Origin of the sequence: Paenibacillus sp. J2TS4 (assembly GCF_018403245.1) — a bacterium.
GTDB lineage: Bacteria > Bacillota > Bacilli > Paenibacillales > NBRC-103111 > Paenibacillus_L.
On sequence record NZ_BOSH01000005.1, the window covers coordinates 267,813 to 280,778 of the forward strand.

The 12,966-nt window shown below is 45.4% G+C and carries 11 protein-coding genes; 4 read left to right on the forward strand and 7 right to left on the reverse strand.

All coding sequences use genetic code 11. The features are described 5' to 3' along the window. Positions 1-17: 17 nt before the first annotated feature. From KJS69_RS13435 to KJS69_RS13450, 4 genes are all read right to left on the reverse strand, one after another. Entirely contained in the window at positions 18-737 is a 720-nt protein-coding gene (locus tag KJS69_RS13435) for a carbohydrate ABC transporter permease (protein ID WP_213584284.1), read from the reverse strand. A 155-nt stretch (positions 738-892) separates the two neighbouring features. Next, positions 893-1,837: an ABC transporter permease gene (locus KJS69_RS13440; RefSeq protein ID WP_249730505.1), complete on the reverse strand. Its 945-nt coding sequence runs from the start codon at positions 1,835-1,837 to the stop codon at positions 893-895. A gap of 140 nt (positions 1,838-1,977) precedes the next feature. Beyond that, a complete protein-coding gene (locus KJS69_RS13445) occupies positions 1,978-4,230 on the reverse strand; it encodes an AraC family transcriptional regulator (protein ID WP_213584285.1) in 2,253 nt (750 codons plus the stop codon). 1,164 nt (positions 4,231-5,394) lie between these two features. Continuing rightward, positions 5,395-5,598, reverse strand: a complete 204-nt coding sequence (locus KJS69_RS13450) for an aspartyl-phosphate phosphatase Spo0E family protein (RefSeq protein ID WP_213584286.1) — start codon at positions 5,596-5,598, stop codon at positions 5,395-5,397. Between the two features lie 200 nt (positions 5,599-5,798). Here KJS69_RS13450 and KJS69_RS13455 point away from each other — a divergent pair, with 200 nt between their 5' ends. Next, positions 5,799-6,134: a helix-turn-helix domain-containing protein gene (locus tag KJS69_RS13455; protein ID WP_213584287.1), complete on the forward strand. Its 336-nt coding sequence runs from the start codon at positions 5,799-5,801 to the stop codon at positions 6,132-6,134. A 70-nt stretch (positions 6,135-6,204) separates the two neighbouring features. On the opposite strand, the gene KJS69_RS13460 is transcribed toward KJS69_RS13455, so the two are convergent. After that, positions 6,205-6,990 carry an IS110 family transposase gene (locus KJS69_RS13460; RefSeq protein ID WP_213584288.1) on the reverse strand — a complete coding sequence of 262 codons (786 nt, stop codon included), beginning with the start codon at positions 6,988-6,990 and terminating at the stop codon, positions 6,205-6,207. 332 nt (positions 6,991-7,322) lie between these two features. Beyond that, positions 7,323-7,928 carry a TetR/AcrR family transcriptional regulator gene (locus KJS69_RS13465; RefSeq protein ID WP_213584289.1) on the reverse strand — a complete coding sequence of 202 codons (606 nt, stop codon included), beginning with the start codon at positions 7,926-7,928 and terminating at the stop codon, positions 7,323-7,325. Between the two features lie 192 nt (positions 7,929-8,120). Here KJS69_RS13465 and KJS69_RS13470 point away from each other — a divergent pair, with 192 nt between their 5' ends. Then, positions 8,121-8,900 carry a nuclear transport factor 2 family protein gene (locus KJS69_RS13470; RefSeq protein WP_213584290.1) on the forward strand — a complete coding sequence of 260 codons (780 nt, stop codon included), beginning with the start codon at positions 8,121-8,123 and terminating at the stop codon, positions 8,898-8,900. A 40-nt stretch (positions 8,901-8,940) separates the two neighbouring features. After that, positions 8,941-10,134 (forward strand): YhgE/Pip domain-containing protein, encoded by a 1,194-nt coding sequence (locus tag KJS69_RS13475; RefSeq protein ID WP_213584291.1) that lies wholly within the window; start codon positions 8,941-8,943, stop codon positions 10,132-10,134. A gap of 397 nt (positions 10,135-10,531) precedes the next feature. Here KJS69_RS13475 and KJS69_RS13480 read toward each other — a convergent pair whose 3' ends face one another. Beyond that, entirely contained in the window at positions 10,532-10,870 is a 339-nt protein-coding gene (locus KJS69_RS13480; protein ID WP_249730506.1) for a TetR family transcriptional regulator C-terminal domain-containing protein, read from the reverse strand. A gap of 508 nt (positions 10,871-11,378) precedes the next feature. Between KJS69_RS13480 and KJS69_RS13485 the strand changes: the two genes are divergently transcribed. Continuing rightward, on the forward strand, positions 11,379-12,638 hold the full coding sequence (locus KJS69_RS13485) for a Gfo/Idh/MocA family protein (RefSeq protein ID WP_213584292.1): 1,260 nt from the start codon (positions 11,379-11,381) through the stop codon (positions 12,636-12,638). The last annotated feature ends 328 nt before the right edge of the window (positions 12,639-12,966 follow it).

Below are 12,966 nucleotides of genomic sequence, written 5' to 3' on the forward strand. Positions count from 1 at the left end.
ATATGATTTGTATTTTTTTACCCTTTGACCGATCCAATCATCGCGCCTTTCACGAAGAAACGCTGCAAGAATGGATACACCATCAATATAGGGATCAAAGAGACAACAATTGTGGCTGCAATGACAGAATCCGAAGAAGCTGCATTGAGCTCGCCCATCGCTTCCGCATCAACTTGACCGGCAATAATTTGACGAAGCAAGACCGGTAAGGTCATGTGCGCTTTATCGTTCAAATAGATAAAGGATTGGAAGAAGTTATTCCATAAGCTAACCGCCATCCACAGGGCCAATGTTGCCAGTACCGGCTTGCATAGCGGCAATATAATCGTAAAAAAGATACGAATCGGATTGGCGCCATCGATCATAGCCGATTCTTCCAATTCCTCGGGGATCGTTCGAATGAAGCTGAGCATGACGATGACATTGAAAGCGCTTATGAGATTCAGGACGATGATGGCCCACAAAGAATTAATGAGGTGCAGATCTTTCATCACCAGGTAAGTCGGGATCAGGCCTCCGCTGAAGATCATAGTGAACAATACAATGAGCATAAACAACTTCTTGAGCGGGAGCGTCCGCTTGGCCAGCGGATAGGCAGTGCTTGACGTTAATAGAAGCGCTAGCACTGTTCCTACGATGGTAATAAAGAGGGAATTGCCATACGCCGTCCACAAATAATCGCTCTTTATTATGATGTGGTACGCATCCAGTCTGAAGTCAACGGGCCATAAGAACATGCCCCCTCGCATTACCGCATCACCCGAGCTTAACGACCGGGAAATCTCTCGCCATAGTGGATAGATCGTGGCAAGACCTAACAATGAAAGAAAAACTGCATTGAGTGTGTTGAACATGCGATTTCCGAATGAAGAATGCACTAGCTATCGTCACCTCACCATATTCCTTGTTGGCCGAATTTCTTGGCTAACCGGTTGGTCAATACTATTAAAATCAATCCGACTACGGACTGGAACAACCCCGCGGCCGTGGCGAACGAATATCTTCCCATCATAATCCCCACTCTGTATACATAAGTATCCAGTACATCCGCCACCTCATATACTAATGGATTGTACAAGTTGTAAATTTGATCGAAGCCTACGTTCAAAATATGACCTGTTTTCAAAATAAGCAAAATGACGATCGTGCCCGCAATCGAAGGCAATGTAACATGGCGGACTAATTGAAACCGGTTAGCCCCATCGATTTTGGCCGCATCATAGAGCTCCATATTAATTCCGGAGATCGCCGCCATATAAATAATGGTCCCCCATCCGACCTCCTTCCACAGCTCGGACAGTACAAGTAATCCCCGAAAGCTGCCCGGATCCATCAATGGCGAGGTTTGGAGTCCAAGCAGATCGAGCAATCCGCTCTTGGAGGAAAACAACGAATATAACACCCCTCCAAGAATGACCCAAGACAAGAAATGCGGAAAGTAAACAACTGTCTGAATGACCCGCTTAAAGCCGGCATGATACACTTCATTGAGCAGAAGCGCCAATATAATCGGTGCCGGGAAGTTGATGGCCAGCTTATAGAGGCTGAGAATGATCGTATTCCTCAGCGCCACCCAGAAATCAGGTGAATCAAACAATAACTGAAACCATTTGAGCCCGGCCCAAGGGCTTCCCATTACGCCATCTATTAACCGAAAATCTTTGAATGCGATTACAATACCAGCCATAGGCCAATAATGGATCAACAAGAAGTAAAGGATACCAGGAAGCAGCAGCACAAAATAATATTTGTGGCTTGCAAACGGCTTCCACGCTTTCCTCCAATACATTGATAAATATGATGGTGTGGATGTTCGGGCCGTAGAAGGTAACGCCAATCTAAACCCTCCTTTCTTATGGTTGTGTGCTTGCCTTTACACTATAAGACATTCCCGATTGGGGCGTATATAACGACAATTTGATTATCATGGACGTATTTCGATACAAATAGCCGATAATCAAAAATAAACCATTCCGATCAAGAATGGTTTATTACTTTTTTGCGGTATTCGCCCGGAGTCATCCCTTCCGCTTTCTTAAACGTGCGGATAAAGGTATTGGCATCGTTATAACCGATCGATTCGCTAATTTGTTGCAGCGACTTTGCTTTATCTTTCAACAGCGTTTTGCTCGCGGATACTCTGAGCTCCGTTAAATATTCGATCGGCGACTTGCCTACCTCCGCCTTAAATATTCGACTCAAGTGAGAGGGACTGATCCCGATAAGCGACGCAACATCCGCAATCGAGAGGTTGCTGGCATAATGGTTATCGATATAGGCCAGAGCCTGGCTTACCATAGGGTTGCTGTCTTCCGTCTGCTTCCCTACCATGCACAAGTAGTCCATAATTTGACCGATTTGAAGCAGGAGCATCATTTTTAATTCTCGCTGGTTCTGACACTGCTGTAATTGGAGCAGATCGACCTGATCCAATAGAGGTTCAATATCATACCCTTCCTGCGCGAGCGAACCAAGTATATGGCTCATCAGCATAATAATCATTTGTAGCAATTTAGGATAAGGAGCGGCGCTGCTCTGCAAATATTGCTCAAACAGCTCGGTCATATACTGTTCTACTCTGTCCCGGTCACCGGCAAGAATAAAATTAATTATTTTCTTCTGATAGCTGGCAGGGTACTGGAACTGGCCGGATTCATTCGATTCCTCCACGAAGCAGACCGCAGATTGCGGCAGAAAAGCCTTGTAGGCCATCGCCCTTTTCACTTGCTCAAAGGCTTCAGAAAGATGGGATAGCGGCTGAATACCGCTGACGAAGAACCCTAGCTCCGCCTTTAAGCGTTTGTGAGCCTTCTGCTGAATGGACCGGCAAGCATCCTCCAACTCGGCCATGAGTTCGGCGTCGAATTCGTTGCGGTCGAAATTTAGAATAAACGCAAATTTACCGCTATCGATCATCGTTCCTGCTGCCATAAACCGCGAATGTAGCTCATCCTCAGTCAAACTGAATAGAAAGAGGGTATCGCCGCTTGCTCTTTCCGGATCACGCGTATTCTCATCAACGACAACAAGCACAGCATGATGGGGGGATACGAAGTGAATGCCGGCCTCTGCGAAGCGCTGAGCTGGCGTATCGATATCATCGGGATACTGATTATGAAGCCAATCATAGACAACGTGGTCTCGGACGATCGGTTCATTCTGATGGATTTTTGCAATTAAATTATGAATCGCTCGATTGACGACCGTATAAGCGTCTTGCCTATCCTCTGTATTTCGCATGACATAACCTTGCAGCGTCGTCGCCAGATGTTTCCAAGGGTTGTATAGAATCGACGCAAACAAATAAGACATTCCAATACCCAGCAAGAGCACGATAACAAGAATAAGCATAGCTTGCCGAATAGCTCCGGTTAGCGCAGGCATATAAGGGCTGATAGGCGTGACTTTCAACAACGTCCAATTGTTTGAGGCACTTTTTAAGCCGTTGAGACTGTATTGCATTCCATCCAGCTTGATGACATCGGTATAAACGATTCCAGGCGTTATTTTTGAAAGCAACTTCTGTGCATCTATGCCTTCAAAGGAGGAAGAGACCAGATGGTTCTCGGGATCCGCTACGATCAACTGTCCTGACATCTGTGAATTAATATTCATCAGTATGTTCATAAACTTGGTTTTGTCTACATTCACAACCAGGTAACCTAAGGCGGTTTTCTCTGTAACCGGCACGGATCTGACGAAAGACAGAACCTCCTTACCGGAACTCCCCGGATACTGACGCACGCCTACCCATGAACGCGAATATTCGGAGGACAACTGGGTAATCTCCTTCAGGAAGGTCTTGTCGTAAAAGCTTTCTCTGTCATACAGCCCTTCTCGAACCGTCATCACCTTCTCATTCAGTCTAATATCCAAATAGATGGATTCAAACAACGAATTAGAATCCATCCACGTTCCCAACTGGTCCTTAGTTTCGGCATATCGATAAGCTGGCAGATCATAGGGGCGGGTTAACAGCTCCAGAACATCCGGCGACATCGAAATCTGCAGCGTCATTTGTCCCATCTGCTCCAACAATAGCTCCAGATTACGCGAAGCAGATTCACGAACAGCTTCCGAGATCGCATCCGCTTGCTGTAGGGTGTCCTGATATTTATTATATATTTGAAGAGTTAAGAGCAATACGGTAGGAACCAGTACGGTAATAAAGAACAAGATTAAATATTTGCGAAATGCTATTTTGGTGTCAACAAAGTTGCGAAACTTCATTATCTCACTCCTAACCGGCTAAATAGTTCTGAACATTCTATAATCTTAGAATACTTCGACAGCTTTATCGTTATATCCTTGTAGTTAGTTGCTCCTGATAAATTCAGATTTATTAGAGGTCTTAGGCTAAGCTGATGGGAAGATTGATGGATAATAGGTGTCATATCGCCATCATCCCTTCTTATTTGACCATTTGGGCCGCTTTCTTATCTGGTCCTTGATCGCACCGTGTAGCTCTTCTATCGTACTGGAAACAAGATTTTCATTTGCATCGAGAGTATAAACTTGTTTCTCGCTACTCTGAATGGGGTAATTAGATTGCGATTTTAAATGGAGAGGCGGGCATGATAAGCTGGTTCGCTCTGAGCTACTGGCATTCTTCAGTTCGATGTTCAGGTTGTAGTTGACACCAAAACGAAGATGATCTAGTTCTTTGGGAATTTGCGAATCGAATATCCGATAAAGAATTCACTGGCCAAATCCGGGTTAAGACCGTGCTCCTTCCCCATATTAATGAATGCCATGAGATCTTCAGCCTCTCTCTGCTTTACGGAGATACCAAAAAACTCAGATAACGTAGGAACTGTCTGAACCTAATGTTTGAAATGAGTCAGCATAAGAAAATAAATTGTCAACATGAATTCGGAATGTGGATAACTCAAGTCTGTGAATAAGTCGTGATTATGCGAAGAAATGGGATATATAGGAATTTGTGAGTTGTACTGCTTTAATTGAACAGCCTGTTAGGAATTCCCAATCCAAATTTGGGAATTCCAAAGAAGCCCGCCTTTTTGCGGGATGGAGTCATTAGTCGGTTGGGATTGGACTCGTTTAAGCGGCGATGGATTCGTTCAGTCGTAACCGATCGGAGAACGTTCGAAGTTTATGCCGTATCGTGCGTACAATCACTTCTAGATCTGGGCAAGCCGGTTTTCTTGATGTGGCGGCCTTCCCCCAAGATTTGGGTTCGCCTTTCACGGCGTGTTTTTTGTTCTGGTGCATGGTTCGTTGCTTGTGTTTGTTGCTAAGGACACTCCCTCTCGTCGGTTATTCTGTGGTGGTTTAACCTTTGGCAAGGGGCACGTAGTGTCCTGTTTATTTTGAAAAAAATTAGCAACTTTATGTGACGGATAAACCTCGATTTGACGCGGCTTTTTCAACTTTTTAAGAGGCTACTTTCCGAATCCATGTTGACCGTTGTTCAAACCCAATTCTCCTATACAATTGAACAATCAGTTCATCCACCTTCCTGCTTTGAGCTTGCAACGCGTTGTTTTCATACAACCGGATTCCATTCGCCAGAGATTCGTTCCCAAGTGGATCCAACTTTTCTTTTTCATTTTCAAGCTGCTCAGCCCATTTCTTCATCTAAGCATCTCTCTGTTTCTTGTCAAAATTGCGTTACCCTTAGCCGCCTATACACTCTCCGTATTAGTCCCGATAAATCGGGAACACTTGAGAGGTGTACCCCTAAAACTATCCTAAATAGTACCTTTAAAACTCATTAAAGTCAATTAAAAACTCCTTCATAATAGGAACTGAAAACTCCGCTTTGGAAAGGAATCCACATGAGTGAATACGATAAAAAGGCCGTAGGCGAACGCATTCGGGCACGAAGAAAGGCTTTGGGCATATCTCAGGAGGATTTTGCGGAAAGAATAGGACGGGTTCCCAAATTTTGTGCCGATATTGAACGCGGGCAAGCGGGGATGTCCATAGAAACCATGCTAAGTATTTGTTCCCTGTTAAAACTGTCTCCCAATCAACTTCTATTGGGTAGTTCGGACCAAACCAAGCCCTATAATGAAACGGAACTGATTATCGCTGCTTTGAATCAATGCACAGAGAAGCAGCGAAAGGATGGCTATGCCCTTTTGAAGCTATTTCTCGCCGCGATTCGTTAGACTCTCCTACAAGCCTCTCTCAGTCTCGTACCATTAACGCGCCAGATATGGGAGGCTTACCGGGGCGAGGTTAGGGCTTACCTTCGCTTTTTTTCTTGTCGTAATATTCTCTTAGTCGCGGGTTTAATCCCTTTCTTAATCCGCATATTACCGCAAGATAAGCTGCTCTTCGCAAACGTTTTGAGCCGCGCTTCGTTATTTTGTTTTCACTTGCCGTAAACTTCCCAGAACTAAACACGCTTGGGTCAAGCCCAGCCATAGCCACGACTTGTTTGGGATGGCTGAACTGAGACACATCTCCGATTTCTGCCACAATAGCGGTAGCCAGCTTTGTACTTACCCCTGTAAAAAAAGTCTCATAGCCAGGGATGACTTGATCAATCAGGGCACGCATATTTAACGTGGCCTGCACATACAAGCTCGTAACGAATTCATGCTGGCGCGTTAAGAACTGCAAATCTGTGAAAGCTTCCTTTTGGAGGGGATGAGTCAGCCAATCTTCTTCCTGATAATACAGATCGCCTAAATGCCATGCATCGGATTCGTCAGTTTTGACCTTACGCAAACCCGTTCTTCTAGCTCGCTGTGCCTGCAGGGGATTCACCAGGATGACTTCAAAGGCTTCACACTGTAAATATTGAACCAGTACACGATGATAATGGCCTGTTGGTTCGAAGATAACTTGCGGCTTTAACCCAGTTTGTTGCTCCAGATCGGTGAGTAAGGTTCTAAGCCGCTCGAATCCTTTAGGCGTATGCAGAATGGTTTCTGCTCGTCCTACGGGTCGGTTACGTTTTAAAAAACACTGCACGACAGACTTTCCCTTTGCTACATCAATTCCAATAACAGGTTTCATTAGTTCTCCTTTCAAAGAAAATCTGCCGGTCATTCCCACAATGGATCCAACTCCACAGCTTCGCTTGTGATACGAGGTCAATGCCTCAACCAGCTCAATCGTGATGGTTGGTGGTAGTGGGAGAACAGTTTTTGTGTACGGGGTTTCCCCCCAGGGGCTGTCACGTTCTTCCGGCTACCGCCATCATAAAATGACCATAAATATAGGCCAACCAGTAATATCTGGTTGACCTAATAATACGAAAGTCAGTGAAAGCTGACTTTCTGGACAGCCCCTTCCCAATTTTTTGCGGATACCTGCTTAGTGCCTATGCCCTTTTACCCTCGCTAATTTTATTCCTCGACGGCGATGCCGGCAGCTTTCGAATGCCCGTAGGCAACGATTCTACTAAACTGAGATGAAACTTCACCCGTAGGAAGGGGCTTATCGTTTTTAATCCACCAAATGACAATCCCCATGAAAGACGATACGAGGTACTCGAGCAGCAATTCCTTGGATATCGCTAAAGGGGACTTTTCCTGAGCAGGATTCCATCCCTCATTTAATTTATCTTTAATGATATTCTCCATTTTCGCTCGAAACTGATAGATTCTATTATCTTCAATTAACATGGCATAGTAAAAGGTGGTGTTCCGCGAAATATGCTCCAGTACAGTTTGCATGACTGTCTCAAGTGTAGAAGTATGGAAAGGACTCATATTGAATGGACATAGAACGACTGCATTCTTTAATTCGCTCAACAACTCATCCATACAAGTGTCCAATAAATCAGGTTTATTGTGGTGATGAAGATAAAACGTGTTTCGATTGATCATAGCCCGATCTGCAATATCCTGGATCGTTATCGCTTCATACCCTTTTTCCTGAATAAGCTCATAAAACGCCATTCGAATCGATTGTCTAGTGCGCAGTATTCTTAGATCCGTTTTTTTACTCATGATTTTAGTTCCCCTCAAATTAATTTAGACCGTTAAGCGACAAAGTTTTATGAACTGTAACTTATCCTGCAAAAACAAAAATATTAAATATTGAGCGTTGTATTAGTCTCTATTATAATGAGCGAAAGATAAATAAACAACATGATGTTCATTATTTATCTAATGACTATAAACTCTAAGGAGGATATTCCAATGACATTCAATCATCAAAATGAGCTTGCACTTAAGGCAATCGCCGTGCTGGAAAGTTTAGAGAGCGGCAACCCCGAAGCGATAACGGCTTACGTTCATCCGGATCGATATATTCAGCATAACCAGGCCTTGCCCGATGGCCGTGAAGCCATGCTTGGCGCACTTGATCATTTAAAGGAAATGGGTACAAAGGTAAGCATTAAGCGTACTTTAGTCGACGGAGATTATGTGGCTCTTCATTCCGTATATGATTTTCACGGCCCTAAAATCGCTATTGATATCTTCCGTTTTGAGAATGGGCTAATCGTCGAGCATTGGGACAATTTGCAAGAGATGACGGAAAAGACGCCAAGCAATCATACGATGATTGACGGACCGGTCACGATTAAGGATATCGACAAGACGGATGCTAACAAAGCATTTGTCAAAAGCTATGTGGAGAACATCTTGCTCGGGAAGAACCCCGACCTGCTTGCCTCTTACTTTGATGGCGATCACTACATTCAACATAGTCCGCATATTGCAGACGGCCTTTCCGGTCTTCATGCTGCTTTGCAGGCGCTGGAGGAGAAAAAGATAGAATTTCAATATACTCATGTCCATCAGGTAATCGGACAAGGCGATTTTGTGCTTACGGTGAGTGAAGGTTTCTTCGACGGTCAGCCTACCGCTTTCTACGATTTGTTCCGCGTGGAGAATGGAAAGATCGCCGAGCATTGGGACGTCATCGAGGCCATACTGCCGGTAGAAAAACGAAAGAATTCGAACAGTAGATTTTGAGGTTGGTGCAGCTGAATCGCAAGAAAGACAGAGGAAACGTATGAGCTTATTGAAAAACAAATTCATTATTGCATTACCCCTTATTGTTATTGCAGTTATCTTCATTTTTAGCCTTGCTATGATTCCTAGCATCAATCCTGTTCCCCATAACCTGCCCATTGCCATTGTGAATGAGGATCAAGGCTTGACGGTCTCAAACGTAAATATGGGCGAGACGGTTGTGTCTAACATTCAGTCTGCAACCTCTGCGAATGCGGATGGGGAGCCGGCGATGAAATGGATCGAAGTTGGTAGTGAAGAAGGAGTAAGAGCAGGACTCGATAATCAGGAATATTATGCGGCATTGGTGATTCCCAAGGATTTTAGCGAGAAGCAAGCATCGCTAATGACGCCCGATCCGTCCTCACCCCGGATGCGGATTTATATCAACCAAGGCATGAATGCATCGACATCTAGTATGGTTGGGGAAATGCTAAACCTAGCGATTAGTGGCATAAATGAGGAGATACGTACTGAGATATTGGCGACTTTCGATCAGCAAGGCGCTGCGATTTCGACGAAACAAGCCGCTGCATTCGCTTCACCAATCGTTAGCGAAGTCATCTATGTGAATGCAATCGGTACGCATAGTGCGAACGGGAATTCACCGGTTTTGATGTTTCAACCTTTATGGATGGCCAGTCTAATCGGAAATGTAATTTTCTTGCTTGTAAAAAACAAATCGAATTACGCGAATCGTAATGAACGGCTTCGGGCGAATATAGTCCAAGTCTTTTGGGGAGCGGTCATTGCTTTGGCGGCTGGATTTAGCTTCACTTGGTTCGCCGAGAGTTGGGGCTTACACATTTCTCAGTTCACGGAAACAGCTTTATTCTTGGCCATTGCTTATTTAGCATTTTTCCTCATGATAGCTGCTGTTTTCTCTTGGATTGGACTGAAAGGCATGATTATTTTTGTACTGTTCCTTTTTTTCAGTGCGCCACTCCTTAGTTTCGCTCCCGAGTTGATATCTCCGTTTTACCGGGATTGGATACTATCATGGTTGCCGATGCGCTTCATGGTTGAAGGGCTGCGTGAGTTGTTCTTCTTTGGGCAAGGCCTACGCATGAATCATCCGACAATCGTCTTAATCTGGATCGGCGCCTGCGGCCTCTTGGTCTTGCTTGCATCTGCCTTTAAACATTCCCGTCAACCGGAACGGAAGCAAGAGGTTGAAATTGCACATACCTCCTAATAAAATCATCTTGGGCACCCGTTAGGGTGCCTTTGCATCTCCATTTTCGCACTATAGATGATATGGAGAGCCGTACCGCAAGTAGGGAATATTTAGAAGGGGGTTTTTCGCTAAGTATACTAGTTTATGGTAATATATAGACCGAATCGGTAACTATAAGGACTTTTATGAGGAATATACAAACTTTGAAGAGGCAAGAAAATTATTGTTAGAATTTTCGTCCAAGTAATTAATTCCGCTAACGGGATCGATAGGTCAATAAAGACATGACGGCAACCGACGATAACGATCGGTTGCCGTTTTTCATTGAAGTAACGGGCAATTATCCGCAACTGGTTTTCTAGATCCTTGGATTATAAGGTCCGTCCCATAGATAATCCCCTAACTTGTCGTCTTCTCAAATCTTGTCCCGATCCCCCGTCTTTGCAGACAGCACATCCCATACACTCATCAGTTGAGTTATGGCAGAGTCAATTGCCTCGTATGGAACATCGTCTCGGGCTTGTGTCGAAATTCCTCGAAGAAATGTTTCAAATAAGGTAACCAGCATGGCAATATCCGTAGAATCGGGCAAATCACCAATTGCTACGGCCCGTTCTATACAATCTTTCAGCCAGTTGCGGATCTTTTCTCGTTCCTTGGAGAGCATCTCTCGGATGTGATTTTGCTCAGGAGAACAGGTTACTGCGGATAAAACTAACAGACAGCCTAAAGGGTGGGACCTCTCTGTCTGCATCCGTGCCGACCGCCGTAATCCCTGCTCGATGGCTGCTTTCGGGGGTATACTTGTATCCCGGAAACTTTCCGAAACCTGTCCATACGATGACATATATTGATCAACCACTTGCCTTAAAGTTTAAGCTGTTCTACTATCTTATCCCAACGACTTTACATTACTATGACAAATAGTGCGAAAAATAATGAATTTTTTCGCTTACAGTAGTTTTGACTTCAAGAGGCTGTTCAAAAACCATCAATTCTGCCTGGAGACAGCTCAATAATCGGTCGACAGAGAGTCCAGAATTGGGAAGGAAAGGGTGTATGGATGTAGCAGGATTATGCTTAGTGAAATATCATTCCCCCGAAACCTATTTTTGGATAGACGTATCCCTTAGGTGATGAATTACATTCTTTTGAAGTTAAAAGTGAAAAGAAGTATAGAAAATAATGGTCAAATCGTGTATTATAACAAACAAACGTATGGTTTATTGTACATACAAATCCGCAATAAGGGAGCGAACACCATGCAGCAACTTACAGCCATTATGATCGGAGCGGGAGCCCGAGGAGCCGGGGGCTATGCGCCTTATGCGCTCGATTATCCGCATGAGTTGAAATTCGTCGCCGTAGCAGAGGCGAATCCGGAGCGGCGGGCCAAGTTTGCCGAGGAGCACGGCATTCCTGCGGAGCGCAGCTATGCGTCTTGGGAACAGCTGCTAGAGCAGCCGAAGCTAGCCGAAATCGCCATGATCTGCACGCAGGACCGGATGCACTTTGAACCGACTTTGAAAGCGCTCGACAAAAAGTATCACGTCCTGCTGGAGAAGCCGATGTCGCCGGATCCGAAGGAATGCATTGAAATGGAACGCGCGGCCAGGGATAACGACCGGCTGCTGACGATTTGCCATGTGCTTCGCTACACGCCATTCTGGTCGGCAATCAAGCGGGTGATCCAGGAGGGCCGCATCGGCCAGATCGTATCGATCCAGCTGAACGAGAATGTAGGCTACTGGCACATTGCGCACAGTTTCGTGCGCGGGAACTGGAACAATTCCGACACGTCCAGTCCGATGATTCTAGCGAAATCGTGCCATGACATGGACGTGCTGTCCTGGCTTATGGACGAGCCGTGCGTGCGCGTCAGCTCCTACGGCTCGCTGATGCATTTCCATTCCGGCAATGCGCCGGAAGGCTCGACGGACTACTGTCTCAACGGCTGTGCCGTCGAATCGACCTGCCCCTATTCCGCGCCGAGATTTTATTTAGGTGAAGGCAAGGGATGGGCAAGACATTTTACGGAAGATTTGTCCCGGGACCATATCGTAAAAGGATTGAAAGAAACGAATTACGGACGCTGCGTGTACAAGAGCGATAACAATGTGGTGGACCACCAGGTCGTCAACATGGAGTTCGCAAACGGTGCGACGGCCATGTTCAGCATGTGCGGCTTTACCCGCCATCAGGAGCGGCGTATTCAGATTATGGGGACGAAAGGCGAGCTTCGAGGGGAAGAGGGAAAAATCACCATCATGGATTTCGTTACCCACGAAGAGCATGAAATCACAATACCGCCGCAAACGACCGGCCACGGAGGAGGAGATAGCGGGATTGTACGCAGCTTCCTGAACGAAGTTCGCGGCTACGACGGCGGAGAGAGCCTCACCTCGGCTTCGGCATCCGTCCGCAGCCACCTGATGGCGTTCGCGGCGGAGGAATCCAGGCTGAACAACGGAAAGTCGATCGAGCTGGAGGATTATTACAAAAAGGTCACGACATTTGTTTAATCGGAGAGCTGCATCTCATTTATTTAACCGGTCAGGATATGAGATTTGCGATGACGTATTGGGGCGCTGATGGCGATTTCTTAAAATGCAACTTCAGACGAAGTCTTATCTCACGGCAGGCGACATGCATGTTTTGGAGGAGTGAAGACTTTGTAAAGATTCATCGTAGGCTTCCAAACGGACAAAGGCGGAAATCCATATATCCTTCACCCACTTCGCCTGATGCTAACAGACGTACTTGAAGCGGTTCTGAAAACCCTGCTTTTATAAAATCTTCTTAATACAAGATCAAGCCGGAAGCAATTCGCATCCGGCTTGTCTTTTTATA

What these genes read in the sequence shown, in the direction of transcription:
- KJS69_RS13470 (WP_213584290.1), top strand. Translation starts at nt 8,121, where the DNA reads ATGACATTCAATCATCAAAATGAGCTTGCACTTAAGGCAATCGCCGTG.
- KJS69_RS13435 (WP_213584284.1), bottom strand. Translation starts at nt 737, where the DNA reads ATGTTCTTATGGCCCGTTGACTTCAGACTGGATGCGTACCACATCATA.
- KJS69_RS13445 (WP_213584285.1), bottom strand. Translation starts at nt 4,230, where the DNA reads ATGAAGTTTCGCAACTTTGTTGACACCAAAATAGCATTTCGCAAATAT.
- KJS69_RS13480 (WP_249730506.1), bottom strand. Translation starts at nt 10,870, where the DNA reads ATGCAGACAGAGAGGTCCCACCCTTTAGGCTGTCTGTTAGTTTTATCC.
- KJS69_RS13455 (WP_213584287.1), top strand. Translation starts at nt 5,799, where the DNA reads ATGAGTGAATACGATAAAAAGGCCGTAGGCGAACGCATTCGGGCACGA.
- KJS69_RS13475 (WP_213584291.1), top strand. Translation starts at nt 8,941, where the DNA reads ATGAGCTTATTGAAAAACAAATTCATTATTGCATTACCCCTTATTGTT.
- KJS69_RS13450 (WP_213584286.1), bottom strand. Translation starts at nt 5,598, where the DNA reads ATGAAGAAATGGGCTGAGCAGCTTGAAAATGAAAAAGAAAAGTTGGAT.
- KJS69_RS13460 (WP_213584288.1), bottom strand. Translation starts at nt 6,990, where the DNA reads ATGAAACCTGTTATTGGAATTGATGTAGCAAAGGGAAAGTCTGTCGTG.
- KJS69_RS13485 (WP_213584292.1), top strand. Translation starts at nt 11,379, where the DNA reads ATGCAGCAACTTACAGCCATTATGATCGGAGCGGGAGCCCGAGGAGCC.
- KJS69_RS13465 (WP_213584289.1), bottom strand. Translation starts at nt 7,928, where the DNA reads ATGAGTAAAAAAACGGATCTAAGAATACTGCGCACTAGACAATCGATT.